The organism is Ruegeria sp. BE10 (assembly GCF_056538905.1).
On record NZ_JBQFTX010000002.1, the window covers coordinates 49,737 to 71,776 of the forward strand.

Genomic DNA, 22,040 nt, shown 5'->3' on the forward strand with positions numbered 1-22,040 from the left:
CAATATCTCGGGGATTGGTTAATCCGAATCTGTAACACCTGCGTAACACTTATCCACAGGTTGCGCCTCACTGACCTGCGAGCTATGGCGTTTGTCATGTCCTGGTTCATTCGCTTCAACAAACCATTCGATGTGCTGCCGCAGTTCACCGACCGCGCCAACGCAGATTCGCCCCGCCGCACTCTGTCAGACTATATCGATCTGCCAGGCGTTTACCCGGCCGGGCGGCTGGATCGGGACAGCGAAGGCTTGATGCTGCTGACCGACAACGGGCGACTGCAAGCGCAAATATCGGACCCAAAACACAAGATGACCAAAACCTATTGGGTTCAGGTCGAAGGTCTGCCGGATGACGCTGCCTTGAAAGCCCTGCGAGACGGGGTTGAACTGAAAGACGGCCTGACCCGCCCTGCCAAAGCCCGGTTGATGGATGAACCGCCAGGGCTGTGGCCCCGCAATCCGCCGATCAGAGTGCGCCAGACGGTGCCCGATTGCTGGATCGAACTGACCATCCGCGAGGGCCGCAATCGGCAGGTGCGGCGGATGACAGCTGCCGTTGGTCACCCGACCCTGCGTCTGATCCGCGCCCGGATCGGCGACTGGTCGCTAGAGGGGCTTGAGCCAGGCCAATGGGACAGCCTACCGACGCCAACATTAAACTCTGCCCCGCAACACAAACGCGACCGTCGTCCACGCCGGTGACAAAAACTGCATGTTGTGATAGGCTTACAGCATGAAAGTCACACCCGACATTCCAGTACCAACCGGCATTCTTGAGGCCGCTCTTTATGTCGACGACTTGGATGCTGCCGAACGGTTTTATGGAGAGATTCTGGCGTTGGAGAAAATCCAGCGCGTGACGGATCGACACGTATTCTTCCGGATCGGCAGTTCAGTCTTGTTGTTGTTCAACGCGGAAGAAACCGAGAAACCGCCGGGCAATCCCGACTTGCCCGTTCCCCCCCATGGCGCGCACGGGCCTGGCCACGTTTGTCTGATCCTGACACGCGCGGAGATCGACACGATGCGCAAACATCTGCTGGATTGGAATATCCCCTTAGATGCCGAGTTTGACTGGCCAAACGGCGCACGCTCTCTTTACGTGCGCGATCCGTCAGGCAATTCGGTTGAATTTGCCGAAGGGCATTTGTGGGGCTGACCCCTCAGAGTGCCGCGCCCGCCGATAGATCAAACCTTTTAGATATTCTATCAACCGGCGTGCCATCCTGCAGTGGCACGCCATAGGCGACCGAGTAGTCTCGAAACCCCATCTTGTCGTAGTAGCCAAGACCCATCCCATTATCGGCGCGGATGGTTGCATTAATCGCTGTAAACCCCATTGCCGCCGCGAATTTCGAAGTTTCCGCGAACAAGGCCCGGCCTGCCCCTTTCAGCGCAGGATGGCGTCTGGTGAAGGTCGCGATATCGGCGCAATCCTGTGGCAACGTGTTTTGCATTCCCAGCCACTGAAAGCCAGCCACCTCTCCTTGATCGTCCAAGGCGACGTGGGCGCAGATTGTGTCAGCGCCCTCCAGGTAGCTTTGAACGAACAACGCGTAAGAGAACGGAATTTCAAACGCGGTGCTGCCCCCGATTTCGATGATCTCATTGAGGATGCGGCAGGCTATGGCCACATCCTCTGGCATCATGGGGCGGACCGCGATCATCCCTACAGGCTCAATTTGTCGCGCATGAAGGCCAGCGCGACACTCAGGCCGTCCGGCGCAATTCCGTGGCCGGTACCCTTCATCACATGAGCGTAAACCTCTTTGAACCCGGCCTCTTGCAGCGCTTCGGCGGCGGCGGGCAGCGACTGTGGCGGCACCACATCATCGACGTCACCATGAACCAGCAGAATCGGCATCCGGCTGACCGTCTCGTCGGGCAGCAGATCGGGTTCTAGCAACCGTCCCGAAAAGGCAACGATGCCGGCAACCGGATCCTCGCGACGCGGTGCGACGTGCAGGCTCATCATCGTGCCCTGGGAAAACCCGAACAATACAACCTGTTCCGGCAGAACATCCTCGTCCACCATCAGCGCATCGAGGAAGGCGTTGAAATCCTCAACCGCCATTTCCATTCCTCGTCGGGCTTCTTCTTCGGACGACCCGTCAATCCATGGGATCGGAAACCACTGAAACCCATTTGGCATCCCGGGGATCTGCTCGGGCGCATCGGGGGCGACAAAAAGCGTGTCGGGCAAGTGTTCGCCTAAAGGATCGGCCAAGCCCAGCAGGTCGGCCCCATTGGCCCCATAGCCGTGCACGAACACAACGACCGAGCGTGTGTCGCCTGAAACCGGCTCTTTTCGGAGCGCATTCAAAACCCGTGTCATCTGATCCCTTCTCGTTCTTTAGCCACCCGGTAATAGGCCCACAACACACGCGCCGCAACCGATCGCCAGGGCGACCAAGCTTCGGCCATTTGGCGCAGTTCTTTGTCCGTGGGACGTTTGGGCAAGTCATAGAGGATGCGCGCTGCCTCTTGCAGCGCCAGATCGCCCGGAGCGATCACATCGGCGCGCCCCAAAGAGAACATTGCGTATATTTCAGCTGTCCAGACACCGATCCCCGGCACCTCGGTCAAAGTCGCGATGACATCCGCATTAGAAGCGTCGCGTAATGTTTTGTAATCAATACGCGCCTCAGCCAACGCGCGTGCGTAGCGTATCTTTTGACGGCTCAGCCCCACAGCCCGCAAATCGTCATCGGTTGCCCACATGATCTTGCGCGGTCCGGTGAGCTTGGCATCCTGCAGCCGTTTCCAGATCGCATTGGCCGAGGCCACGCTGACCTGCTGGCTGACAATAGCGCTGAGAAGTTGGGCAAACCCGTCCGGGCGACGACGCAGGGGCAAAGGCCCAGTCTGATCCATCGCCCAGGCCATCCGCGGGCATTCCGCGGCCAGCCATTCGGCGCCCTCTGCGACACAGTCAGGTGATTCAATGATGCGTCCGACAGACATGGGCCCTCCGGGAAAATGATATCGCGCTCACGGTAGGTTGCTTTGTCGCAGATGCAACCCGCTTGTACGACTGGCTTTTCAAAGATACGCATTGGCGCATGACACTAACGACGACAACCCTCGACACCAGTCGCGCCAAGCGCAATGTCGCCGTTTTGGTGGCGGCACAAGCTGTACTGGGCGCACAGATGCCGATGCTCTTTATCGTGGGCGGGTTAGCTGGGGATTCACTGGCTACAAACGCGTGTCTGGCCACACTGCCGATTTCGCTCATCGTGCTGGGGTCAATGTTGGCTGCCACGCCGATCTCGGCGATCATGCAGCGCTGGGGACGGCGCGTCGGGTTTCTGGTTGGTGCTACTGCGGGAGCTTGCGGCGGGGCGGTCGGCGCGTATGGGTTGTTTCTGGGCTCGTTCCCGGTCTTCCTGCTGGGAAGCCTGCTAACCGGCATTTACATGAGCGCGCATGGATTTTACCGCTTTGCAGCCGCTGATACGGCGTCTGACGCGTTTCGGCCCAAAGCGATTTCATATGTCATGGCAGGCGGTCTAGCAGCGGCGATCATCGGCCCGCAGATCGTCAAACTGACCTCGACCGCATATGTGATTCCGTTTTTTGGCACCTATCTGGCTGTCATCGCGATGAATGTCATTGGGTCAGTGCTGTTTTTCTTCCTCGATATCCCGACGCCCGAAAAGCCAAAGGAAGACGCGCCCAAAGGACGATCCCGGCTTGAAATGCTTAAAACCCCACGCATCACCGTGGCGATCATTTGTGCGATGGTTTCCTACGCTTTGATGAATCTTGTCATGACCTCGACCCCGCTTGCGGTTGTTGGTTGCGGTTACAGCGCCAACGATGCCGCTGATGTCGTCACTAGCCATGTTCTGGCGATGTATGTGCCCAGCTTTTTCACGGGCCAGTTGATCGCGCGGTTCGGGGTCGAAAAAATCGTAGCCCTCGGTCTCGCCATTCTGGCCGGCGCGGGTGTGGTTGCTTTGCAAGGCGTCGAGTTGGGCAATTTCTTTATCGCGCTGATCCTGCTGGGCATTGGCTGGAACTTTGGCTTTATCGGCGCCACGACGATGCTGGCTGCGTCGCACGACGTGAACGAACGTGGGCGGATGCAGGGGCTGAACGACCTGCTGGTGTTTGGGGGCGTGACACTTGCGTCGCTCGCTTCGGGTGGGTTGATGAACTGCTCGGGCGGGTCACCAGTCGAAGGCTGGACCGCCGTGAACCTGGCCATGATCCCACTGTTGACACTGGCAGGTGGTGCGCTGCTGTGGTTGGTTCTGAAACCCTCTGAGCCGGAAACGGTCTGACGCCTACCAGCGCCCGCTGGCAACGGACCACATCAAGGACGCTCTGCGGCGAATTTCACCCTGTGCGAGGTCCCCGACGGCGACGCGCTCTGGGCGAGTCACGACTCGCCGCAAAACCCATTCTGCCTGCCATCCCGCAAAAAGCGCGGGGCGGGCATCTGCTGAAACACCTGCACTGTTTGACCGTGCGCGCTGAAGTTTGTCCAAGGCCTTTTGCGCCAGTGACCGAACACCATCAGGCGTGCCGTCAAGCAAAGGAATACGACCACGCGCCTCAAGATCGGGGATCGCCCGAAACCAGTTCGCCACCCCTACGCCATAGCCGAAATCGCGCAGCACAGCTTCGTCCGCTTCACCCAGAACCTGCGCGGCTGCGACCATCAAGGATCCGGCGCTATGGTTGATATAGGTGTCGAAATGTGCTTCGTCCTCAAACGGATCACGGTAAATGTCCCAACGCCTTACGGCCACATACTCATCCAACGTAGCCGCCAGATCGGGCGACAGGACCTGCGACAGAGGCGTCACAACCTCATGCCGGCGCACCGCCTTACCTTCGGCAATCTCTTGCAGCGAATCGCGCCACCATTGCAGGCGCATTTCAGCGATCATTGTCTCTTGCGTGACCCAAGGGGCCCGAGCAACCTCGACATTCAGCGCATAGAGCGGGAACAGTTTAGGCCGTACCGCAACGGGTGCCGCCATGACCGCCATGAACCGGTCAGGATCAGCGCGATGCACCAATGCTGCGCAGGCCTTAACGTCATCATCAAAATCTACGCTCACTCGGCCACCGCCGTCTGTGACCCGCAATCGCGCACCAGTTTCCACTGTATCGCGTCCAACAGCGCCTCGAACGAGGCATCGACTATGTTCGCGCTTACGCCCACGGTCGACCAACGCCGCCCCTGCCCGTCTTCGCTGTCGATTATCACGCGGGTCACCGCCTCGGTGCCGCCCTGCGTGATGCGTACCTTGAAGTCGACCAGACGCATGTCGGACAAAATCTGCGAATACTGCCCCAGATCCTTGGCCAGCGCTTTGGCCAGCGCGTTCACCGGCCCCCGGTCACTGCCGTCCTCGTCCAAAGACTCGCTAACCGACAGTTTCTTTTCCCCGTCGACTTTCACAACAACGACGGCTTCGGATAGGCTGACCATCTTGTTGTACTTGTTCTTGCGCCGCTCAACGGTCACCTTATAGCGCTTGACCTCAAAGAACTCGGGCAGCTGCCCCAACTCATCACGTGCCAGCAGCTCAAAACTGGCCTGCGCAGTGTCATAGGAATACCCCTCGGCCTCGCGCTGCTTGATCCGGTCCAGAATGCGCCCCAGCGCCGGGTTGTCCATTTCGACGGACAGACCGGCCTCGGTCAGGCGTTTGCGCAGGTTCGACTGCCCCGCCTGGTTCGACATCGGAATGATCCGCGCATTCCCGACAGAGGCCGGATCGACATGTTCATAAGTCGATGGGTCCTTGAGGATCGCGCTGGCATGCAGCCCTGCCTTATGTGCAAAGGCCGAGGCGCCGACATAGGCCGATTGCTTGCTGGGCACCCGGTTCAGGATATCGTCCAGCATCCGACTGACCCGCGTCAAACCGGCCAGAGCTTGCTCACTAACACCAATATCGAAACCCGACGCGTAGGGCTCCTTCAACAGCAAAGTCGGGATCAGAGCGGTTAGATTCGCATTACCGCATCGCTCACCCAACCCGTTCAGCGTGCCTTGTATCTGCCGCGCGCCCGCATCGACTGCAGCCAGAGAGCAAGCCACAGCGTTTTCGGTATCGTTGTGGGTGTGAATGCCCAAGCGGTCACCGGGCAATCCGGCGGCAATCACTCCGGTTACGATCCGCGTCACCTCGGCGGGCAGTGCGCCGCCATTGGTGTCGCACAGCACAACCCAGCGCGCACCGGCGTCCAAGGCCGCCTGACACACCTGAACCGCATAGCCGGGGTTGTCCTTGTACCCGTCAAAGAAATGCTCGGCGTCAAACAGAGCCTCACGACCCTGTGCCACGATATGCGCGACGGAGGCGCGGACGTTCTCGACATTTTCTTCCAGCGAAATTCCCAGCGCGTGGGTCACATGGTAATCATGCGACTTGCCCACCAGGCACACCGCCTGTGTGTTTGCATTCATCACCGCGGCCAGAACATCGTCATTTTCAGCAGACCGGCCCGACCGCTTAGTCATGCCAAATGCGGTCAAACGGGCCGAAGTCTTGGGCGCAACATCGAAAAACGCGCTGTCAGTCGGGTTCGCGCCCGGCCAACCGCCTTCGATATAGTCGACACCCAGCGCGTCCAACGCCTGTGCGATCTGCACCTTCTCAGAGGTCGAAAACTGCACGCCCTGCGTCTGTTGCCCGTCTCGCAGGGTGGTGTCGTAGAGGTAGAGGCGGTCTTTGGTCATCACACCCCCTCCAACTTGGCAGCGTCGAACCCAGCACCGGGCACCAGTTCGACACCATCCTTGCTCATACGAACCTCAAGCCCAGCAGCCAGATAAGCGGCTTTGAGACGGTCCACTTCCGAGAAGTCCTTGCTTTGCATCGCAATGACCCGCGCATCTGCCAACCGGTCCGCATGTGCCGACAAATCCGTCGATGTGGTATCCGCCCACGCCCCCATCTCGGGGGTCAAGAGACCAAGCAATTGTGCGCTGGCCAACAAACCAACGGCATCTCCATCCGCAGCCAAACGGTGGAGTTCAGCCAAAGCACCCGCAGTGTTCAGGTCGTCACTAAGCGCTGCGATAACTGCAGGTGCCGCGCTGGCGGCGGGCTCGATGCCCGACGTCAGCGCCCGCCACTTGCGCAGCGTCGCCTCGGCTTCACGCGCCTTCTTCTCAGTCCAATCCATCGGCTTACGATAGTGGGTTTGCAGGAAGACAAAGCGGATCACCTCACCCGGGACGCCCTGCTCCAGCAGATCATGGACGGTGAAGAAATTGCCCAGAGATTTGGACATCTTCTTGCCTTCCACCTGCAGCATTTCATTGTGCAGCCAGACCTTTGCGAACTCACCATGCGGATGGGCGCACTTGCTCTGCGCGATCTCATTCTCATGATGCGGGAACATCAAGTCATTGCCACCGCCGTGGATGTCAAAACTCTCGCCCAACAGCTCATAGCTCATGGCCGAGCATTCTATGTGCCAGCCCGGACGCCCTCGGCCCCAAGGGGAGTCCCACCCCGGCAATTCATCGGTCGAGGGTTTCCACAGCACGAAATCCATCGGGTTTTTCTTGTAAGGCGCAACCTCAACCCGAGCGCCCGCGATCATGTCGTCGACGGACCGGCCCGACAATTCGCCGTAATGTTCTTTCCAACTGTCCACGGCGAACAGAACGTGCCCCTCTGCCGCGTAAGCATGGCCCTTGGCAATCAGGTCTTCGATCATCGCGATCATCTGCGCAATGTATTGCGTAGCGCGCGGCATCTCATTGGGCTCTAGCGCCCCAAGCGCGCCCATATCGTGCAGATACCAACCGATGGTCTCATTCGAGCGTTCCTGAACCAGCTGCTCCAACGTGCCTTCAGCCCCCGCCTGTTGCCGTGCCAGCGCGGTCGCGTTGATCTTGTCATCCACGTCCGTGAAATTGCGCACATAAGTCACGTGATCCGCACCAAAGGTGTGTCGCAACAATCGGTAGAGCACATCGAACACCACTACAGGCCGTGCGTTGCCCAGATGGGCGCGGTCGTAAACTGTGGGCCCACAGACATACATCCGCACATTGTCGGCACTGATCGGCACGAAATCCTCTTTCGTCCGCGTCCGGGTGTTGTGCAGTTTGATTGTCGTCATCGGTCGGCTCCTAAAGACAGCATGGCTGGTCGCGTTAACGCGGGCTTAGCAACTTGTCTCAGGGATGAAAACGAAAGAAACCGGCCCGCTTGAAGTATCAGCAGGTAATGCAGCAAATAATGATGCAGGTCATCGGGTTCATATTGTCCCAGTATCACGGCGACCGCCCTTCGCCAAGCCTTGAGTTCCAACCATCTGTTTCGCCAATTGACATTCTGCAACGGCTCTGGCCCTTTCGGCGCAGAACACCAGACGGAGGCGGGTCATGAAATTGTCGCAGCGTATTACTCATCTGACCGGCGGCGGCAGTGACGGTTGGGACGTGTTCTATCGTGCCCGTCGAATGATCAGCGACGGCTATGCTGTAGTCGAATTGACCATTGGTGAACATGACGTCCGAACCGACCCATCGATTCTGGAAGCCATGGACCTTTCGGCACGGCAAGGCCACACCGGATACGCGATGGTGCCCGGCACGGATTTGCTGCGCGATACCGTGGCCGCCCGGCTGCAGGCGCGCACCGGAGTTCCCACTACCAGAAACAATGTTTTGATCACGCCTGGTGGGCAATCCGCCTTGTTTGCTGCCCATGTTGCAGTCTGCGATCCGGGCGATGTTGGTCTGTATCTGGATCCATATTACGCCACCTATCCCGGTACGATCCGCGGTGTCGGAGCGGAAGCGCGGGCGATTCAGACAACCGCCGAAGACGCATTTCAACCGCGTGCCGAGCAGATTGACGCGGTCGCGGATGGCGCGGTGTCCCTGCTGATCAACACACCAAACAACCCCACCGGGGTCGTCTATTCCCGTCAAACGCTTGAAGGGATCGCCAAGGTCTGCCGCAAGCGGGATCTTTGGCTGATTTCGGATGAGGTTTATGACACACAAGTCTGGGAAGGCTCACATATTTCGCCGCGCACTCTGCCGGGTATGACCGAACGTACGCTGGTGGTTGGGTCGATGTCCAAGTCCCACGCCATGACGGGTTCGCGTTGTGGATGGATTGTTGGGCCAGAGGATGTAATCGCGCATCTGATCAACCTCGCTACGCATACGACCTATGGGGTTCCCGGGTTTATTCAGGACGCTGCTAGTTTCGCCCTGAACGCAGGTAACGTGCTGGAAGATCAAATCGCTGCGCCGTTCCGCAGGCGGCGCGCACTCGCCGTGGGTATTCTGAGCGCTCAGAACACTGTCGGGTTGGTTCCAGCGCAGGGGGCCATGTACCTGATGCTGGATATCCGCGCCACGGGACTCAGCGGAGAAGCATTCGCCAACGCGCTGCTGGATACGCACGCCATTGCCGTGATGCCGGGTGAGAGTTTTGGGTCCGCCGCCGCCGGCCATATCCGCGTGGCCATGACCATTGATGACGAACGGTTCGGGTCCGCTTTGTCGACGATTTGCGAATTTGCGACGGAAATAGCCGGTCGTCACGCCGCGGCCAGTTAACGGGTGTCAGAACCGGAATGAGGTTCGCAGGTTAAAGACATTCGAATCCAGGGTGCCATCTGATCGGGTGACATCGTCAAACTCCTGCCGCAACGCCTCGCCGCTGATGACAAAGCGGTCGCCGATGGGATAGGCCACGCCAATTCCATACACAGCAGCGGTATCGTTATCGACTGAGCTATCGACCCGCGACGCACCGATCACAACATAGCCCAAAGCCGGGCCAAAATCATAGCCGCCGCGCAGCTTCAGGCGGGTCATGCTGTCCAGGGAACCCTCGCCCTGCCCCAAGTCCAAAGACAGGCTATTGTATTCAAGCTCGCCGCCCAAAACAAAATTCCCGAAGTCGCGGTCATAGCCAATATGTGGCGCGAAGGTCAGATCATCGCCGCTGGAGCCATTCGGGCCTTCGGCATCTGCATATCCAAAGCTAAAACCTGCATAAGCCCCGGTCCAATCCTCAGCCAATACCGGGGTCGCGAGGGACACCAATGTTGTGAGACTGAGGGCCTTAAGGGCTTTCATTAATCTCTCCTAAAAACCTTTCGCCGCAGAGACGTTCGGTTAAGTCATGTTAACTCAAAAACTTGGTACATGATCATTAAATTTCAATTGAGATCACGAACCACTCTTAAATAAGTGAAGGAACTATAACAGATTTTCAGGTGCCAAAGAAAAAAACTTGAGCAGACAAAAGAAGAGTGTGACATCTTCATGAATACTTCGCTTTTAGGCGCTCAGGTCGCAAACAGAACAGATTGTGATCAGGTACATCGGGAAACTTCAGGTCAATAGGTGAGGACCTGCATGCAAAACGACGTTTGGAAGATTCGACTGGTCAGCCGCACCATTGGTGCGGATCGTGGTCGTGCGGCACGTGGGCGGCCGTCAGAGGCTTAGATCAACCCTTCTGACAGCCAATTACCCATCGGAATCCGAACCATGAACGATCAAACCCGCACCTCATCCCGCACCGGCGGTCGCGCCGCGCGTCGTGCTGCCCGTGCAACTGCCCTGCCCGAACATTTGCGCCCTGTCCGTGCAGGTATGGAAGGCGGCACTCTCAATGTGCTGACCCAAGCCCAAATCGAGCGCATCCACGAAGCCGCCTTGACCGCATTGGAAACCATTGGTCTGGCGGATGCCCCGCCAAGCGGCATCGACTACCTGGTCGGCGCCGGGTGCATCCTGGGTGACGATGGTCGCATCCGGTTCCCGCGCGCGTTGGTGGAAGACACGATTGCCAAGGCCAACCGCTCGGTTACCCTGTACAGCCGCGATGGAAAGACCGACCTAGAGTTGTCGGGCACTAAGGTTCACTACGGCACCGCCGGTGCTGCCGTCAGCATGGTGGATGTACACGGGCGGGAATACCGCGACTCGACCGTTCAGGACCTGCACGATGCTGCGCGCATTTGCGAACAGCTAGAAAACATCCATTTTGTTCAGCGCCCCATGGTTTGCCGCGACATCTCGGACAATCTGGAAATGGACCTGAACACGATCTACGCCGCCTGTTCAGGCAGCTTCAAACATATCGGTACGTCCTTTACCGAACCCAGCCACGTTGCCCCTGCGGTGGAAATGCTCCACATGATCGCCGGCGGCGAGGACAAGTTTCGTGAGCGGCCCTTCGTGTCGAATTCGAACTGTTTTGTCGTGCCCCCGATGAAATTCGCGACCGAAAGTTGCGAAGTGATGGAAGAGTGCATCAAGGCCGGGATGCCGGTTCTGCTATTGTCTGCTGGCATGGCAGGCGCGACCGCGCCTTCAACCATCGCCGGAGCAATCACGCAGGCCACTGCGGAATGTCTGGCCGGACTGGTTTACGTAAATGCCGTAAGCCCCGGCGCACCGGCAGTTTTTGGCACTTGGCCATTTGGTTTGGACCTGCGCACAGGTGCGATGTCCATCGGTTCGGGCGAACAGGCCCTGTTAACGGCCGGCTGCGCGCAAATGCATCGATTTTATGACCTGCCGGGTGGTGCTGCGGCTGGAGCATCGGACTCGAAGCTGCCCGATATGCAGGCCGGGTGGGAGCAGATGTGTTCCAACGTCATGGCGGGCCTGTCAGGTTTGAACATGGTATACGAAGCGGCGGGCATGCATGCCTCGTTGCTGGGCTTTTGCCATGAGAGCCTGATTCTCAGTGACGACCTGATCGGTCAGGCACAGCGCTGCGTACGCGGGATCGAAGTGACTGACGAAACCTTGGCCTTGGACCAAATCGCCGAGGTCTGCATTGGCGGGCCGGGTCACTATCTGGGCACCGATGCCACGCTAAGCCGGATGCAGGCGGACTATGTATATCCCGTTTTCGGTGACCGCACCTCACCCAAGGAATGGGCCGAGCTTGGCAAACCCGATCTGATCGAAAAGGCGATCAAGCGGAAGGAAGAGATCTTGTCGATGCCGTCCCCGGCGCGTTTTGATCCACTTCTGGATGCTGAACTTCGGACCAGATTCAATATTCACCTTCCCCAATAAGATACTGAAAAGCGGCCAGAAATCCTCTGGCCGCTTTCTTTAATGTGTTAGCCGTCGGTTGGCGGCAGCAATCCTGCTTCCTGTGCCACGGCAATCTCGGCCTCATCCAGCGCGCCGTCGCCGTTGGCATCCATTGCCGAGAAACCATCCGTGTCCACTTCAGGCAGAACCGCCTGCACTTCTTCGATGGTCAAAACGCCGTCTCCATTTGTATCTGCCGAGGATTGCGCGACGGCCAGCGTCGGCAGTCCCAGGGCAAGGGCGGAAATAGCGGCCAGAGTTTGCGGTTTCATTGTGATGCCTCCTGATTGAGTTTTTTGCATGTTTGCGTCCGGACAAGCCCTACAAACACCGCACGCCGGGCTGCTGTCACCCGCATTGCGGGACTAAGCCACTTTCGCGCCAATCTTTGCGTGTTTTTCCGAGTCGCGTCTGCGGCGAGCCGCTGGGCAAAATTCCCCCATCACGTCTCGGCGGGTCTTGCCCGATGAGGAATGCACAATCCGGCAGAACCCTGCCTAATTTCCCAATCACGGTTGAAAAAAGAAAGGGGGCCGAAGCCCCCTGTCAGTTTCGCCTTCCAGGCTCATTTCGTTGACCGCCCGGTGTTTTTTTGCCTGCGGCCTGGACTGCGCATGGGACGAGCGCACCCGCCCCGTGAAAGAGTGGGAAAGAGCAAATATTCCGCCCCACCCTGTTCCCGGCCGACACGGGCATGTCGACCGAGTGGAGCAAGACGCCTAGTGGTAAGTCTCAGGCTATGCCTTGCCCCGTATTCGTCGGGACCGAATATCCGAGGGGAAATTCAGGTCCCTACACCCCGCCTGGCGGGGCGTTTGTCTTAGCTACACCCGCTGGTCCCGCCGCAGGTGTTGCATTTCATGCAGGTGCCGTTGCGCACCAGCGTATAGTTTCCACATTCGCCGCACGGGTCTCCTTCGTAGCCCTGCATCTTGGCTTTGGTGCGAGCATCCATGCCTGTGGCAACCGCTGTTTCCGCGACCGGAGCCTCGAACGATGCGGCGGTTTCCGCCATGCCGTTCACCTCGGCCTGACCGCCGTTAAAGACGACAAGATCCTGCGGCAGACGCTTGCGCAGATACCCGGTTGAGCTGATTTGTTTCAGCACTTCCAAAGACTTAGTCGCTGCACTTTCACTGATTTCAGAGACGTTTGAGACACCCTCTTCCTCGCCCCGGCCCAGATCATCGAAGGTTGCACCTTCGGGCTTCACGTGCGCCAGATCGGTTCGGTCCAGATAGGACACGGCCAGTTCGCGGAAGATGTAATCCAGGATCGAGGTCGCATTCTTGATCGAGTCGTTGCCCTGTACCATCCCCGCCGGTTCGAACTTGGTGAAGGTGAACGCATCGACGAACTCTTCCAGCGGCACACCATATTGCAAGCCAACCGAGACAGCGATGGCAAAGTTGTTCATCATCGCCCGGAAGCCAGCGCCTTCCTTGTGCATATCGATGAATATCTCGCCCAGCTTGCCGTCTTCGAATTCACCGGTTCGCAGATAGACCTTGTGGCCGCCCACGATCGCTTTCTGAGTATAGCCCTTGCGGCGATGCGGCAGTTTCTCGCGATGGCTGCGGATGATTTCCTTGACCACAACCTTCTCGATCACCTTTTCGGCCAGAACGACGGCCTTTTCCTGCGCCGAGCCGCTTTCCAGCACTTCGGCTGCCTCGTCATCATCCTCGACCAGCGCCGCTGCCAGCGGTTGCGACAGTTTCGAACCATCGCGATAGAGCGCGTTGGCCTTCACACCCAGCGACCACGAAAGCTCATAAGCCTTTTGGCAATCCTCGATGGTCGCGTCATTCGGCATATTGATCGTCTTCGAGATCGCACCCGAGATAAAGCTCTGCGCCGCCGCCATCATGGTGATGTGGCTATCAACCCCAAGGAAACGCTTGCCTTTCTTGCCGCACGGGTTGGCGCAGTCAAAGATCGAATAGTGTTCTTCCTTCAGATGCGGCGCGCCTTCCAGCGTCATGGTTCCGCAGACATGATCGTTCGCCGCGTCGATATCCGCCTTGGTAAAGCCCAGATGGCGCAGCAGGTCGAAAGTCGGGTCATTCAGCTTGGTCGCCGGGATGCCCAGAACTCCGGTGCAGAAATCCTCGCCCAGTGTCCACTGATTGAACACGAACCGGATATCAAAGGCGCTTTCTAGCGCGGCGTCCACCTTGGCCAGCTCATTCGGGCCAAAACCGTGACCGGTCAGCGAGGTGTGGTTAATCCCCGGCGCGTTGCCGATAGTGCCGTGACCAACCGCATAACCGACGATTTCTTCGATCTGCGACGAGGAATAGCCCAGCTTTTCCAGCGCGGAAGGCACCGAACGGTTGATGATCTTGAAGTAACCGCCACCGGCCAGCTTCTTGAACTTTACCAGCGCAAAGTCAGGCTCGATCCCAGTGGTGTCGCAATCCATCACCAGACCGATGGTGCCGGTGGGCGCAATCACGGTGGCCTGCGCGTTCCGGTAGCCGTTCTTCTCGCCGAGGCTCAGCGCCTCATCCCAAGCGGACATGGCCAGATCGATCAGACGCTTGTCCGGGCAGTTACCATGGTCCAGTGGCACCGGCTTTACGGCCAGTTTTTCATAACCATCGGTCACGCCTTGCGATGCACGACGGTGGTTGCGGATGACGCGCAGCATGTGTTCAGCGTTGCGCTCATACCCCTTGAAAGGTCCAAGCTCACCCGCAATCTCGGCCGAGGTTGCATAGGCCACACCGGTCATGATCGCCGTCAGCGCGCCACAGATCGAGCGCCCCTCATCCGAGTCGTAACTGTAGCCCATATTCATCAGCAGGCCGCCGATATTGGCATATCCCAGACCCAAGGTACGGAAGTCATAGGACAGTTGCGCGATTTCCTTCGACGGGAACTGCGCCATAGTCACCGAGATTTCCAGCGTCAGTGTCCACAGACGCGAAGCGTGCATATAGTCCGCCGCCTGGAACTCACCATCCTTCAGGAAGGTCAGCAGGTTCATCGACGCCAGGTTACAAGCCGTGTCATCGAGGAACATGTACTCCGAGCACGGATTCGAACCGCGGATCGCACCATCTTCAGGGCACGTGTGCCATTCGTTGACCGTGTCGTGGAACTGAATGCCGGGATCGGCGCAAGCCCATGCGGCGTGGCCAACCTTTTCCCACAGATCCCGCGCCTTGACGGTCTTCGAGACTTTGCCATCGGTGCGGTTGATCAATTCCCAATCGGCGTCTTTCTCAACGGCGGTCAGGAATGCGTTGGTCACACGGATCGAGTTGTTCGAGTTCTGGCCCGACACCGAGCTGTACGCTTCCGAATCCCAATCCGTATCATAGGTCGGGAACTCAATACTGTCATGGCCCTGCTTGGCGTAATCCAAAACGCGCTTGATGTAAGTTTCTGGGATCGCAACCTTTTTGGCTTCGCGAACCGCTTTCTTCAGGCTGTCATTCTTGTTGGGATCATACGCATCGTCCTGTGCACCGTCCCAGCTGCGGATGGCCTCGAAAATGCCGTTCAGCATCTTCTCGTGCATCTTCGATCCGGCAACGATCGAGGCCACCTTTTGCTCTTCGATCACCTTCCATTCGATGAATTTTTCGATGTCAGGGTGATCAGCATCGACGATTACCATCTTTGCTGCTCGACGGGTTGTTCCGCCTGATTTGATCGCGCCAGCGGCGCGGTCGCCGATCTTGAGAAAGCCCATGAGGCCCGAGGACTTACCGCCACCCGACAGCGCCTCGCCTTCGGCGCGCAGATGGCTGAAGTTGGTCCCGGTACCCGAGCCGTATTTGAACAGGCGCGCCTCGCGCACCCAAAGATCCATGATGCCGCCTTCGTTCACCAGATCATCATCGACGGACTGGATGAAGCACGCGTGCGGCTGCGGATGCTCGTATGCGGATTTCGATTTGGTCAGCTTGCCGGTCTTGTAATCGACATAGTGGTGACCCTGCGCGGGGCCATCGATTCCGTAGGCCCAGTGCAGACCTGTGTTGAACCACTGCGGGCTATTCGGTGCGGCGCGCTGAGTCGCCAGCATATAACGCATCTCGTCAAAGTAAGCGCGCGCATCCTCCTCGGTCGAGAAATAGCCGCCCTTCCAACCCCAATACGCCCAAGCGCCCGCCAAGCGGTCGAACACCTGCTTGGACGAGGTTTCGCCACCGAATTCAGCACCTTCTGCAGGAACTGAGCGCCACAGAAATTCGGGAACGTCCTTTTCCTTGACCTTTTTCAGAGCCGACGGAACGCCAGCCTTACGAAAGTATTTCTGAGCGATGACATCACTGGCGACCTGGCTCCACTTTGCGGGGATCTCGATTTCATCCAGTCGGAAAACAATGGTGCCGTCCGGGTTCCGTATCTCAGATGTCGCAGAGACAAAATCCAGTTCTGCGTATGCATCTTGCCCCGATTTGGTGAATTTCCTGTCAATCTTCATGTCCGCAGCCCTAGATTCAATCAACTTGTCCGTTCGCGTCAGATGCATTTCAGCGATCCGCACGCCATGCCTGAAAATTGGGCGCAAATGACCGGTCGCTGTCTTTAACAGCGCGAAACCGCTTATACGGTTGCACGTTTAATAGATGTGCTTTCCGACCCTCGCCCTATGCCTTACCCTGGTTATGCTACCAGATTTAGTGGCATGTCTTTCGGCCCATACAACTTGGCGTATTCGGCCATAGATCGTCAACGCCATTTTCATTCATTTTTGAAATCTTTTTTGTTGACCAAACGGTTCCCAAGGGTCCGCGGGCGCTGGATTCCGATTCCTCCACAGGTTCATCCACGGGATAAAGCACTGCACTTGAAAATCGCGCAACAGAATTAACTGTTTTTATCAGCAGAGTTACCAGCATTTGATAATCCCGCTGTAAGGTGGATAGGCTGAATGAGAATCACAACACCACCGGTCGCGCGGCCAGACAGGAGGCATAACGTGCAGAATAGAAAATCGAGAGTGTCAGAGTGGATGACCGCGTTTCGATTTCTGCCCGCAATGGCCCTTATCGTGGCCTGTGCACCACAAGATATACCCCCTCCGACCCGCAGCGCGCAGTTTGAAACATATCCCGAACGGTTGTTTGACACCTTTGAGACTCAGTGCGCTGGGCCAGGAGAAAAGTTCGAAAAAGTGGGGAATCGGGTGTTTGAGTGCCAGGAGTTTCTTCCTCCGGACACCACCGCGTTTCTGATTCTCAATTATGATGGCTACCCGCAGGACCTGCCCAAAAGCGTCATGCGCATGACGTCGACCAAGAACACTACCGGGTATCGCGTGGATGCCGAATTGTTCTTCAATGTGCCGCAAAAACAGGGCCCAGCCGTCAAAGTTCCCGTAGAGAGCAAAGCACTGGATCAAGCGTTGGGCGCGCTGTTCCAAAAGATGGGTGGTTCACCAACATAAGAGGAAGAAGTGGTCGGGGCGGCAGGATTCGAACCTACGACCCCCTGTACCCAAAACAGGTGCGCTACCAGACTGCGCCACGCCCCGGACCGTGCGCCTTCCTAACGTCGCCATTCTGATTTGAAAAGCCCTAACAGGGCCAAATTGCAGGACCTTGCGAAAAAATTTCGTGCTGCATCTGTGTTCCTGGGGTGATCAGGTAACGCGCCGCCAATCCAGCGTTGATTTCCAGGACTGCATACACCGAATCTCCGCCTTCGATCAGTGATTCATCCCCGGGAATCGCGTTGTCATACACATGAACAACAGCGCCTGTACGATCCAGAAAAATGATGTCCAAGGGAATCAGCGTGTTTCTCATCCAAAAGGCGACTGGCTGCGGCGGATCGAACACGAACAGCATTCCAGACCGCTGCGGCAGCGACTCGCGAAACATCAATCCACGCGCCCTGTCTTGCGGACTGATTGCAAGCTCGACGTTGAAACTGACCTGAGTTTTGTCGTTCCGCAGCCCGACACGATCCACCTGGCACGCAGCCAGCACGTTACCGGCCCACAGCATTGTCACACTTGCAAGAACCGTTAACAGTCTGATCATCTGGTATTATTCGTCCAGTGCCGCTTCCCAGGCCAAGACCTGAGCCGCCATACGCCCGCGTTTGCCATTAATGACGCGCATCGCCAACGCTTCGCCTGGTTGCAGATCAGCCAGACCAGATCGGCGCAGCACCTCGATATGCAGGAAAACGTCTTCGTCCCGACCAAAAACATTGGCAAAGCCAAAACCCTTGCCCTTGTCGAACCATTTCACCCGCGCCGCTTCCAAAGGAGCCTCCGCGATCACAACCGGATCAAGTTCCGCGAAATCCGCCAACATCATTGAGTCGGTGCGCGCCGGTGGGTCTACGCTGACAACCTCAACCGCCTGAACGCCGCGGTCAGTGCGATGCGTCATGATCTCGATCCCGGCGCCATCGGCGACCGAGCTTTGACCAAAGTTACGTAACACGTTCACATGCAACAGAATATCCGGGCCACCTTCGTCGGACACAACGAACCCGTACCCCTTAGCGGGGTCAAACCATTTCACGTGTCCTCGAACGCGGTACATATTGTTCAGGTCTTCCGGCACAGCATTCCTATCGCGAAAATTAATAGTTCGTTAAGGGTCCGATGTGTATGGGATTGGCTCGCAAATTCAAGCTGAAAAAATCCTTTGATTCCTTTATGTTGCATTTCACGATACGCGAATGTCATGGATTCAACCTTTGTACATCCCATGCCGAGTCTTCCTGATCCCGGCGCCACTGAAACCTGTCGTGCAACCGGAATGCACCATCGGCCCAAAACTCGATCTCGCTCGGCACTAACCTGTACCCGCCCCAGAACGGTGGTCGCGGTGGGTTCGGCCCCAATTTCGCGGTCACCTTTGCAACTTCTGCCATCAAAGCAGCCCGGCTGCTAAGAGGCTGAGACTGTTTCGAAGCCCAAGCCCCAAGACGGCTTTTTAGCGAGCGCGACGCATAATATTCATCGGCTTGCGCCCCGCTTTCCCGGGTTATTGTACCACGAACACGGATTTGCCGCCTCAATGATTTCCAATGCATTACAAAAGCTGCTTTGCCCGCCGAATCCAATTCGGCCGCCTTGGCACTTTCGTAATTGGTGTAAAATACGAAAGCGCTGGATTCGATTTCTTTCAACAGCACCATACGCACGTTCGGCATGCCGTCAGAATCGACGGTTGCCAACGCTATTGCATTGGGATCGTTCGGTTCGCTGTCTTTGGCCTCACCCAGCCACCGCCCCGCTATTTCAAACGGATCGGAGCCGGCGAAGATGCCGTCACGCTCGGTCATTTCCATCCCCCGGAAACTATTATTGGCCACCCTAGGGCGAGAACCCGCTGCGGGCAAGAGTACGCGGCCTTGATGCAGCGCATCCAATGGCATAAACCAACGCAACAAATCGCGAAGACAGGCGGAGAACCAAACATGTCAAATCAGTTGATGGCCGGCAAGCGCGGCCTCATCATGGGACTGGCCAATGATAAATCGATCGCATGGGGCATTGCCCGCGCTTTATCCGATGCCGGGGCCGAATTGGCCTTTTCCTATCAGGGCGATGCCCTAAAAAAGCGGGTCGATCCGCTGGCGGTGCAGCTGGGCAGTGAAATTGTTCTTCCCTGTGATGTGGGTGACGAGGACTCGATTGATGCTCTGTTCTCGGAATTGGAACAGAAATGGGGCAAGCTGGACTTCGTCGTTCACGCAATTGGTTTTTCCGACAAGAACGAGCTGCGTGGTCGGTACGTCGATACCAGCCGGGCGAATTTCAAGCTGACCATGGATGTTTCGGTCTACTCTTTCACCGCCGTCATGCAGCGTGCGGAAAAGATGATGTCCGAAGGCGGCAGTGCAATCACTCTGACCTATTACGGTGCCGAGCAGGTTATGCCGCACTATAACGTCATGGGTGTCGCCAAGGCCGCGCTGGAAGCATCGGTCAAATATCTGGCCGAGGATCTGGGCAAAGACGGTATCCGGGTGAACTCGATCTCTGCCGGTCCGATCAAGACGCTGGCCGCCAGCGGTATTGGTGACTTCCGCTATATCATGAAGTGGAACGAGTATAACTCGCCCCTGCGCCGCAACGTGACCATTGACGATGTCGGTAAATCGGCGCTGTATCTGCTGTCCGATCTCAGCAGCGGTGTCACGGGCGAAAATCTGCACGTAGATTCGGGGTATCACATCGTCGGTATGAAAGCCGTCGACGCCCCGGACGTTGAAAAGGGTTAACGCAATGAGCGCCAAGGACCGTCTGCCCCACGAAAAAGGCTTTCACATCAGTTGGGACCAAATCCATCGCGATTCCCGTGCTCTGGCATGGCGGCTGGATGGTCAAGGACCGGACGACGGTGCCTGGCGCGCGGTTGTTGCGATCACGCGCGGTGGTATGGCCCCAGCCATGATCGCCAGCCGTGAGCTGGACATACGCACCGTCGACACGATCAGCGTGCGGTCCTATCACCATCAGGAACAAGGTGAAGCCGAGGTGCTGAAAGCCCCTGATGCCGATCTGATGGGTGATGGTGAAGGCGTTTTGATCATCGACGATCTGGTCGACAGCGGCAAAACACTGGAACTGGTGCGTGCGATGTACCCCAAGGCGCATTTTGCCACTGTCTATGCCAAACCCAAAGGCCGCCCGATGGTGGATACGTTCATCACCGAAGTCAGCCAGGATACGTGGATCTTCTTCCCGTGGGATATGGCCCTGCAATATGTCGAGCCCTACCGCGGCACCGACTGATCTTTTCCTGAACATCTAGGATCTCGCATGACCCGGACACGCACCGCCGCCACCTTCGCCCCTCCGGTGATGGAGGCGCGGCGCTGGCTGGAAGGCGCGAATTTCCCTGACGACCAGCCTTTGATCAATGTCAGTCAGGCCGCGCCGGTCGATCCGCCCCCTTTGGCCTTGCGTCAGGCCATAGCCGAATTTGTGGTGACCGAGGATCGGGCCCATCTGTATGGGCCCGTGCTGGGCAATCCGGATCTGCGCACCGAACTGGCGGTACAAATTGGTCAGCACTATGATGTCCAGGTCGCACCGGATCAGGTCGCAATCACCTCGGGCTGCAATCAGGCATTCGCCGCCACAATCTCGGCCATCACTGACGAAGGGGATGAGGTTATCCTGCCAACCCCATGGTATTTCAATCACAAAATGTGGCTGGACATGGCCGGGGTACATGCCGTTGACCTGAAGACCGGTGATGATCTGTTACCTAATCCTGATGCCGCCCGCGCTTTGATCACCGACAAAACCCGCGCCATCGCTCTGGTGACGCCGAACAACCCGGGTGGTGTGGAATACCCGGCCGATCTGGTGCGCGCGTTCTACGAACTGGCCCGTGAAAACGGTCTGCGCTTGCTGGTCGATGAGACCTATCGCGATTTCGACAGCCGCAGCGGCCCGCCGCATGACCTGTTCGCGCAGCCCGGCTGGGATAAGACGCTGGTTCACCTCTATTCCTTTTCCAAAGCCTATCGCCTGACCGGCCACCGGATTGGTGCCATTGCGACGGGTGCTGACCTGCTATCCGAGGTAGAAAAATTCCTTGATACGGTGGCGATCTGCCCCGGTCAGATCGGCCAATTCGCGGCCCTTTGGGGCATGCGGAACCTGTCGCAATGGGTCGCCGGAGAGCGTGACGAAATCCTCGATCGCCGCGCGGCTATCCAAGAGCAGTTGCCAAACCTGACTGACAAGGGTTGGCGTCTGTTAGGCTTGGGCGCCTATTTCGCCTATTTCGAACATCCGTTCGATATCCCCTCGGACGAACTGGCCCGCCGTCTGGTGGCGGAGGCCGGCATCCTTCTGCTGCCCGGAACGATGTTTATGCCGTCGGATGATCCCGCCGGAAAACGCCAGATGCGCATTGCATTCGCTAATCTCGACCGCGCCGGTATTCAGCATTTGTTCGAACGGTTGCAAGCCCTGTCCTTCTGAGCTTGCCCCCCGGCGGTGCGCGTCGTATTCAGGGCCGCAACCGACAGG

Annotated in this window: 21 protein-coding genes and 1 tRNA gene; 9 read left to right on the forward strand and 13 right to left on the reverse strand. The window is 57.7% G+C overall.

Annotated elements, in window-relative coordinates; all coding sequences use genetic code 11:
- Nucleotides 1-96 precede the first annotated feature (96 nt).
- On the forward strand, nt 97-702 hold the full coding sequence (locus ACR0M2_RS05595; RefSeq protein ID WP_480704245.1) for a pseudouridine synthase: 606 nt from the start codon (nt 97-99) through the stop codon (nt 700-702).
- 31 nt (nt 703-733) lie between these two features.
- A complete protein-coding gene (locus ACR0M2_RS05600) occupies nt 734-1,159 on the forward strand; it encodes a VOC family protein (protein WP_170348803.1) in 426 nt (141 codons plus the stop codon).
- A gap of 4 nt (nt 1,160-1,163) precedes the next feature.
- Here ACR0M2_RS05600 and ACR0M2_RS05605 read toward each other — a convergent pair whose 3' ends face one another.
- The 3 genes from ACR0M2_RS05605 to ACR0M2_RS05615 are packed head-to-tail and all read right to left on the reverse strand — an operon-like array spanning nt 1,164 to nt 2,964.
- Entirely contained in the window at nt 1,164-1,667 is a 504-nt protein-coding gene (locus tag ACR0M2_RS05605) for an N-acetyltransferase family protein (RefSeq protein ID WP_480704246.1), read from the reverse strand.
- A 2-nt stretch (nt 1,668-1,669) separates the two neighbouring features.
- A complete protein-coding gene (locus ACR0M2_RS05610) occupies nt 1,670-2,335 on the reverse strand; it encodes an alpha/beta hydrolase (protein WP_170348805.1) in 666 nt (221 codons plus the stop codon).
- Entirely contained in the window at nt 2,332-2,964 is a 633-nt protein-coding gene (locus ACR0M2_RS05615; protein WP_170348806.1) for a DNA-3-methyladenine glycosylase family protein, read from the reverse strand. The genes ACR0M2_RS05610 and ACR0M2_RS05615 overlap by 4 nt, the downstream gene beginning before the upstream one ends.
- Nucleotides 2,965-3,062: 98 nt before the next feature.
- Here ACR0M2_RS05615 and ACR0M2_RS05620 point away from each other — a divergent pair, with 98 nt between their 5' ends.
- Complete coding sequence (locus ACR0M2_RS05620; RefSeq protein ID WP_480704248.1) at nt 3,063-4,289, forward strand: MFS transporter; 1,227 nt, start codon at nt 3,063-3,065, stop codon at nt 4,287-4,289.
- Between the two features lie 3 nt (nt 4,290-4,292).
- On the opposite strand, the gene ACR0M2_RS05625 is transcribed toward ACR0M2_RS05620, so the two are convergent.
- From ACR0M2_RS05625 to cysS, 3 genes are read right to left on the reverse strand one after another with little or no spacing between them, the layout of a single operon-like run.
- Nucleotides 4,293-5,075: a squalene/phytoene synthase family protein gene (locus ACR0M2_RS05625; RefSeq protein WP_480704249.1), complete on the reverse strand. Its 783-nt coding sequence runs from the start codon at nt 5,073-5,075 to the stop codon at nt 4,293-4,295.
- Complete coding sequence (gene cimA / locus ACR0M2_RS05630) at nt 5,072-6,706, reverse strand: citramalate synthase (RefSeq protein ID WP_480704250.1); 1,635 nt, start codon at nt 6,704-6,706, stop codon at nt 5,072-5,074. Before cimA ends, ACR0M2_RS05625 begins: the two co-directional genes overlap by 4 nt.
- Nucleotides 6,706-8,103 carry a cysteine--tRNA ligase gene (gene cysS / locus ACR0M2_RS05635; RefSeq protein WP_480704252.1) on the reverse strand — a complete coding sequence of 466 codons (1,398 nt, stop codon included), beginning with the start codon at nt 8,101-8,103 and terminating at the stop codon, nt 6,706-6,708. The genes cimA and cysS overlap by 1 nt, the downstream gene beginning before the upstream one ends.
- A gap of 265 nt (nt 8,104-8,368) precedes the next feature.
- Between cysS and ACR0M2_RS05640 the strand changes: the two genes are divergently transcribed.
- A complete protein-coding gene (locus ACR0M2_RS05640; protein ID WP_170375465.1) occupies nt 8,369-9,559 on the forward strand; it encodes a pyridoxal phosphate-dependent aminotransferase in 1,191 nt (396 codons plus the stop codon).
- 6 nt (nt 9,560-9,565) lie between these two features.
- Here ACR0M2_RS05640 and ACR0M2_RS05645 read toward each other — a convergent pair whose 3' ends face one another.
- A complete protein-coding gene (locus ACR0M2_RS05645) occupies nt 9,566-10,084 on the reverse strand; it encodes an outer membrane protein (RefSeq protein WP_170375467.1) in 519 nt (172 codons plus the stop codon).
- 417 nt (nt 10,085-10,501) lie between these two features.
- On the opposite strand from ACR0M2_RS05645, the gene ACR0M2_RS05650 reads away from it, so the two are divergent.
- Complete coding sequence (locus ACR0M2_RS05650; protein ID WP_170514375.1) at nt 10,502-12,046, forward strand: trimethylamine methyltransferase family protein; 1,545 nt, start codon at nt 10,502-10,504, stop codon at nt 12,044-12,046.
- A 47-nt stretch (nt 12,047-12,093) separates the two neighbouring features.
- Here the strand turns inward: ACR0M2_RS05650 and ACR0M2_RS05655 are convergent, their stop codons facing one another.
- Nucleotides 12,094-12,339, reverse strand: a complete 246-nt coding sequence (locus ACR0M2_RS05655) for an EF-hand domain-containing protein (protein WP_170358611.1) — start codon at nt 12,337-12,339, stop codon at nt 12,094-12,096.
- 548 nt (nt 12,340-12,887) lie between these two features.
- A complete protein-coding gene (locus ACR0M2_RS05660) occupies nt 12,888-16,508 on the reverse strand; it encodes a vitamin B12-dependent ribonucleotide reductase (protein ID WP_480704253.1) in 3,621 nt (1,206 codons plus the stop codon).
- Between the two features lie 531 nt (nt 16,509-17,039).
- Between ACR0M2_RS05660 and ACR0M2_RS05665 the strand changes: the two genes are divergently transcribed.
- Nucleotides 17,040-17,474, forward strand: a complete 435-nt coding sequence (locus tag ACR0M2_RS05665; RefSeq protein WP_480704254.1) for a hypothetical protein — start codon at nt 17,040-17,042, stop codon at nt 17,472-17,474.
- A gap of 10 nt (nt 17,475-17,484) precedes the next feature.
- On the opposite strand, the gene ACR0M2_RS05670 is transcribed toward ACR0M2_RS05665, so the two are convergent.
- The 4 genes from ACR0M2_RS05670 to pdxH form a co-directional block, all read right to left on the reverse strand.
- Nucleotides 17,485-17,561, reverse strand: a tRNA-Pro gene (locus ACR0M2_RS05670).
- Between the two features lie 43 nt (nt 17,562-17,604).
- The gene (locus tag ACR0M2_RS05675) at nt 17,605-18,072 is read right to left on the reverse strand and encodes a DUF192 domain-containing protein (RefSeq protein ID WP_480704256.1); all 468 of its coding nucleotides are present in this window, start codon (nt 18,070-18,072) and stop codon (nt 17,605-17,607) included.
- Nucleotides 18,073-18,078: 6 nt separating this feature from the next.
- Nucleotides 18,079-18,585, reverse strand: a complete 507-nt coding sequence (locus ACR0M2_RS05680; RefSeq protein WP_174818762.1) for a cold-shock protein — start codon at nt 18,583-18,585, stop codon at nt 18,079-18,081.
- 142 nt (nt 18,586-18,727) lie between these two features.
- Nucleotides 18,728-19,333: a pyridoxamine 5'-phosphate oxidase gene (gene pdxH / locus ACR0M2_RS05685; protein WP_480704257.1), complete on the reverse strand. Its 606-nt coding sequence runs from the start codon at nt 19,331-19,333 to the stop codon at nt 18,728-18,730.
- Nucleotides 19,334-19,468: 135 nt separating this feature from the next.
- On the opposite strand from pdxH, the gene fabI reads away from it, so the two are divergent.
- Genes fabI through ACR0M2_RS05700 form a run of 3 tightly spaced genes read left to right on the forward strand, consistent with a single transcriptional unit; the run spans nt 19,469 to nt 21,992 of the window.
- The gene (fabI, locus tag ACR0M2_RS05690; RefSeq protein WP_480704258.1) at nt 19,469-20,275 is read left to right on the forward strand and encodes an enoyl-ACP reductase FabI; all 807 of its coding nucleotides are present in this window, start codon (nt 19,469-19,471) and stop codon (nt 20,273-20,275) included.
- Between the two features lie 4 nt (nt 20,276-20,279).
- Nucleotides 20,280-20,789 carry a xanthine phosphoribosyltransferase gene (gene gpt / locus ACR0M2_RS05695; RefSeq protein ID WP_170348820.1) on the forward strand — a complete coding sequence of 170 codons (510 nt, stop codon included), beginning with the start codon at nt 20,280-20,282 and terminating at the stop codon, nt 20,787-20,789.
- 27 nt (nt 20,790-20,816) lie between these two features.
- Nucleotides 20,817-21,992: an aminotransferase gene (locus tag ACR0M2_RS05700; protein WP_480704259.1), complete on the forward strand. Its 1,176-nt coding sequence runs from the start codon at nt 20,817-20,819 to the stop codon at nt 21,990-21,992.
- Nucleotides 21,993-22,040 lie beyond the last annotated feature (48 nt).

What these genes read in the sequence shown, in the direction of transcription:
- ACR0M2_RS05595 (WP_480704245.1), top strand. Translation starts at nt 97, where the DNA reads ATGTCCTGGTTCATTCGCTTCAACAAACCATTCGATGTGCTGCCGCAG.
- ACR0M2_RS05600 (WP_170348803.1), top strand. Translation starts at nt 734, where the DNA reads ATGAAAGTCACACCCGACATTCCAGTACCAACCGGCATTCTTGAGGCC.
- ACR0M2_RS05605 (WP_480704246.1), bottom strand. Translation starts at nt 1,667, where the DNA reads ATGATCGCGGTCCGCCCCATGATGCCAGAGGATGTGGCCATAGCCTGC.
- ACR0M2_RS05610 (WP_170348805.1), bottom strand. Translation starts at nt 2,335, where the DNA reads ATGACACGGGTTTTGAATGCGCTCCGAAAAGAGCCGGTTTCAGGCGAC.
- ACR0M2_RS05615 (WP_170348806.1), bottom strand. Translation starts at nt 2,964, where the DNA reads ATGTCTGTCGGACGCATCATTGAATCACCTGACTGTGTCGCAGAGGGC.
- ACR0M2_RS05620 (WP_480704248.1), top strand. Translation starts at nt 3,063, where the DNA reads ATGACACTAACGACGACAACCCTCGACACCAGTCGCGCCAAGCGCAAT.
- cimA (WP_480704250.1), bottom strand. Translation starts at nt 6,706, where the DNA reads ATGACCAAAGACCGCCTCTACCTCTACGACACCACCCTGCGAGACGGG.
- cysS (WP_480704252.1), bottom strand. Translation starts at nt 8,103, where the DNA reads ATGACGACAATCAAACTGCACAACACCCGGACGCGGACGAAAGAGGAT.
- ACR0M2_RS05640 (WP_170375465.1), top strand. Translation starts at nt 8,369, where the DNA reads ATGAAATTGTCGCAGCGTATTACTCATCTGACCGGCGGCGGCAGTGAC.
- ACR0M2_RS05645 (WP_170375467.1), bottom strand. Translation starts at nt 10,084, where the DNA reads ATGAAAGCCCTTAAGGCCCTCAGTCTCACAACATTGGTGTCCCTCGCG.
- ACR0M2_RS05650 (WP_170514375.1), top strand. Translation starts at nt 10,502, where the DNA reads ATGAACGATCAAACCCGCACCTCATCCCGCACCGGCGGTCGCGCCGCG.
- ACR0M2_RS05655 (WP_170358611.1), bottom strand. Translation starts at nt 12,339, where the DNA reads ATGAAACCGCAAACTCTGGCCGCTATTTCCGCCCTTGCCCTGGGACTG.
- ACR0M2_RS05660 (WP_480704253.1), bottom strand. Translation starts at nt 16,508, where the DNA reads ATGAAGATTGACAGGAAATTCACCAAATCGGGGCAAGATGCATACGCA.
- ACR0M2_RS05665 (WP_480704254.1), top strand. Translation starts at nt 17,040, where the DNA reads ATGACCGCGTTTCGATTTCTGCCCGCAATGGCCCTTATCGTGGCCTGT.
- ACR0M2_RS05675 (WP_480704256.1), bottom strand. Translation starts at nt 18,072, where the DNA reads ATGATCAGACTGTTAACGGTTCTTGCAAGTGTGACAATGCTGTGGGCC.
- ACR0M2_RS05680 (WP_174818762.1), bottom strand. Translation starts at nt 18,585, where the DNA reads ATGTACCGCGTTCGAGGACACGTGAAATGGTTTGACCCCGCTAAGGGG.
- pdxH (WP_480704257.1), bottom strand. Translation starts at nt 19,333, where the DNA reads ATGACCGAGCGTGACGGCATCTTCGCCGGCTCCGATCCGTTTGAAATA.
- fabI (WP_480704258.1), top strand. Translation starts at nt 19,469, where the DNA reads ATGTCAAATCAGTTGATGGCCGGCAAGCGCGGCCTCATCATGGGACTG.
- gpt (WP_170348820.1), top strand. Translation starts at nt 20,280, where the DNA reads ATGAGCGCCAAGGACCGTCTGCCCCACGAAAAAGGCTTTCACATCAGT.
- ACR0M2_RS05700 (WP_480704259.1), top strand. Translation starts at nt 20,817, where the DNA reads ATGACCCGGACACGCACCGCCGCCACCTTCGCCCCTCCGGTGATGGAG.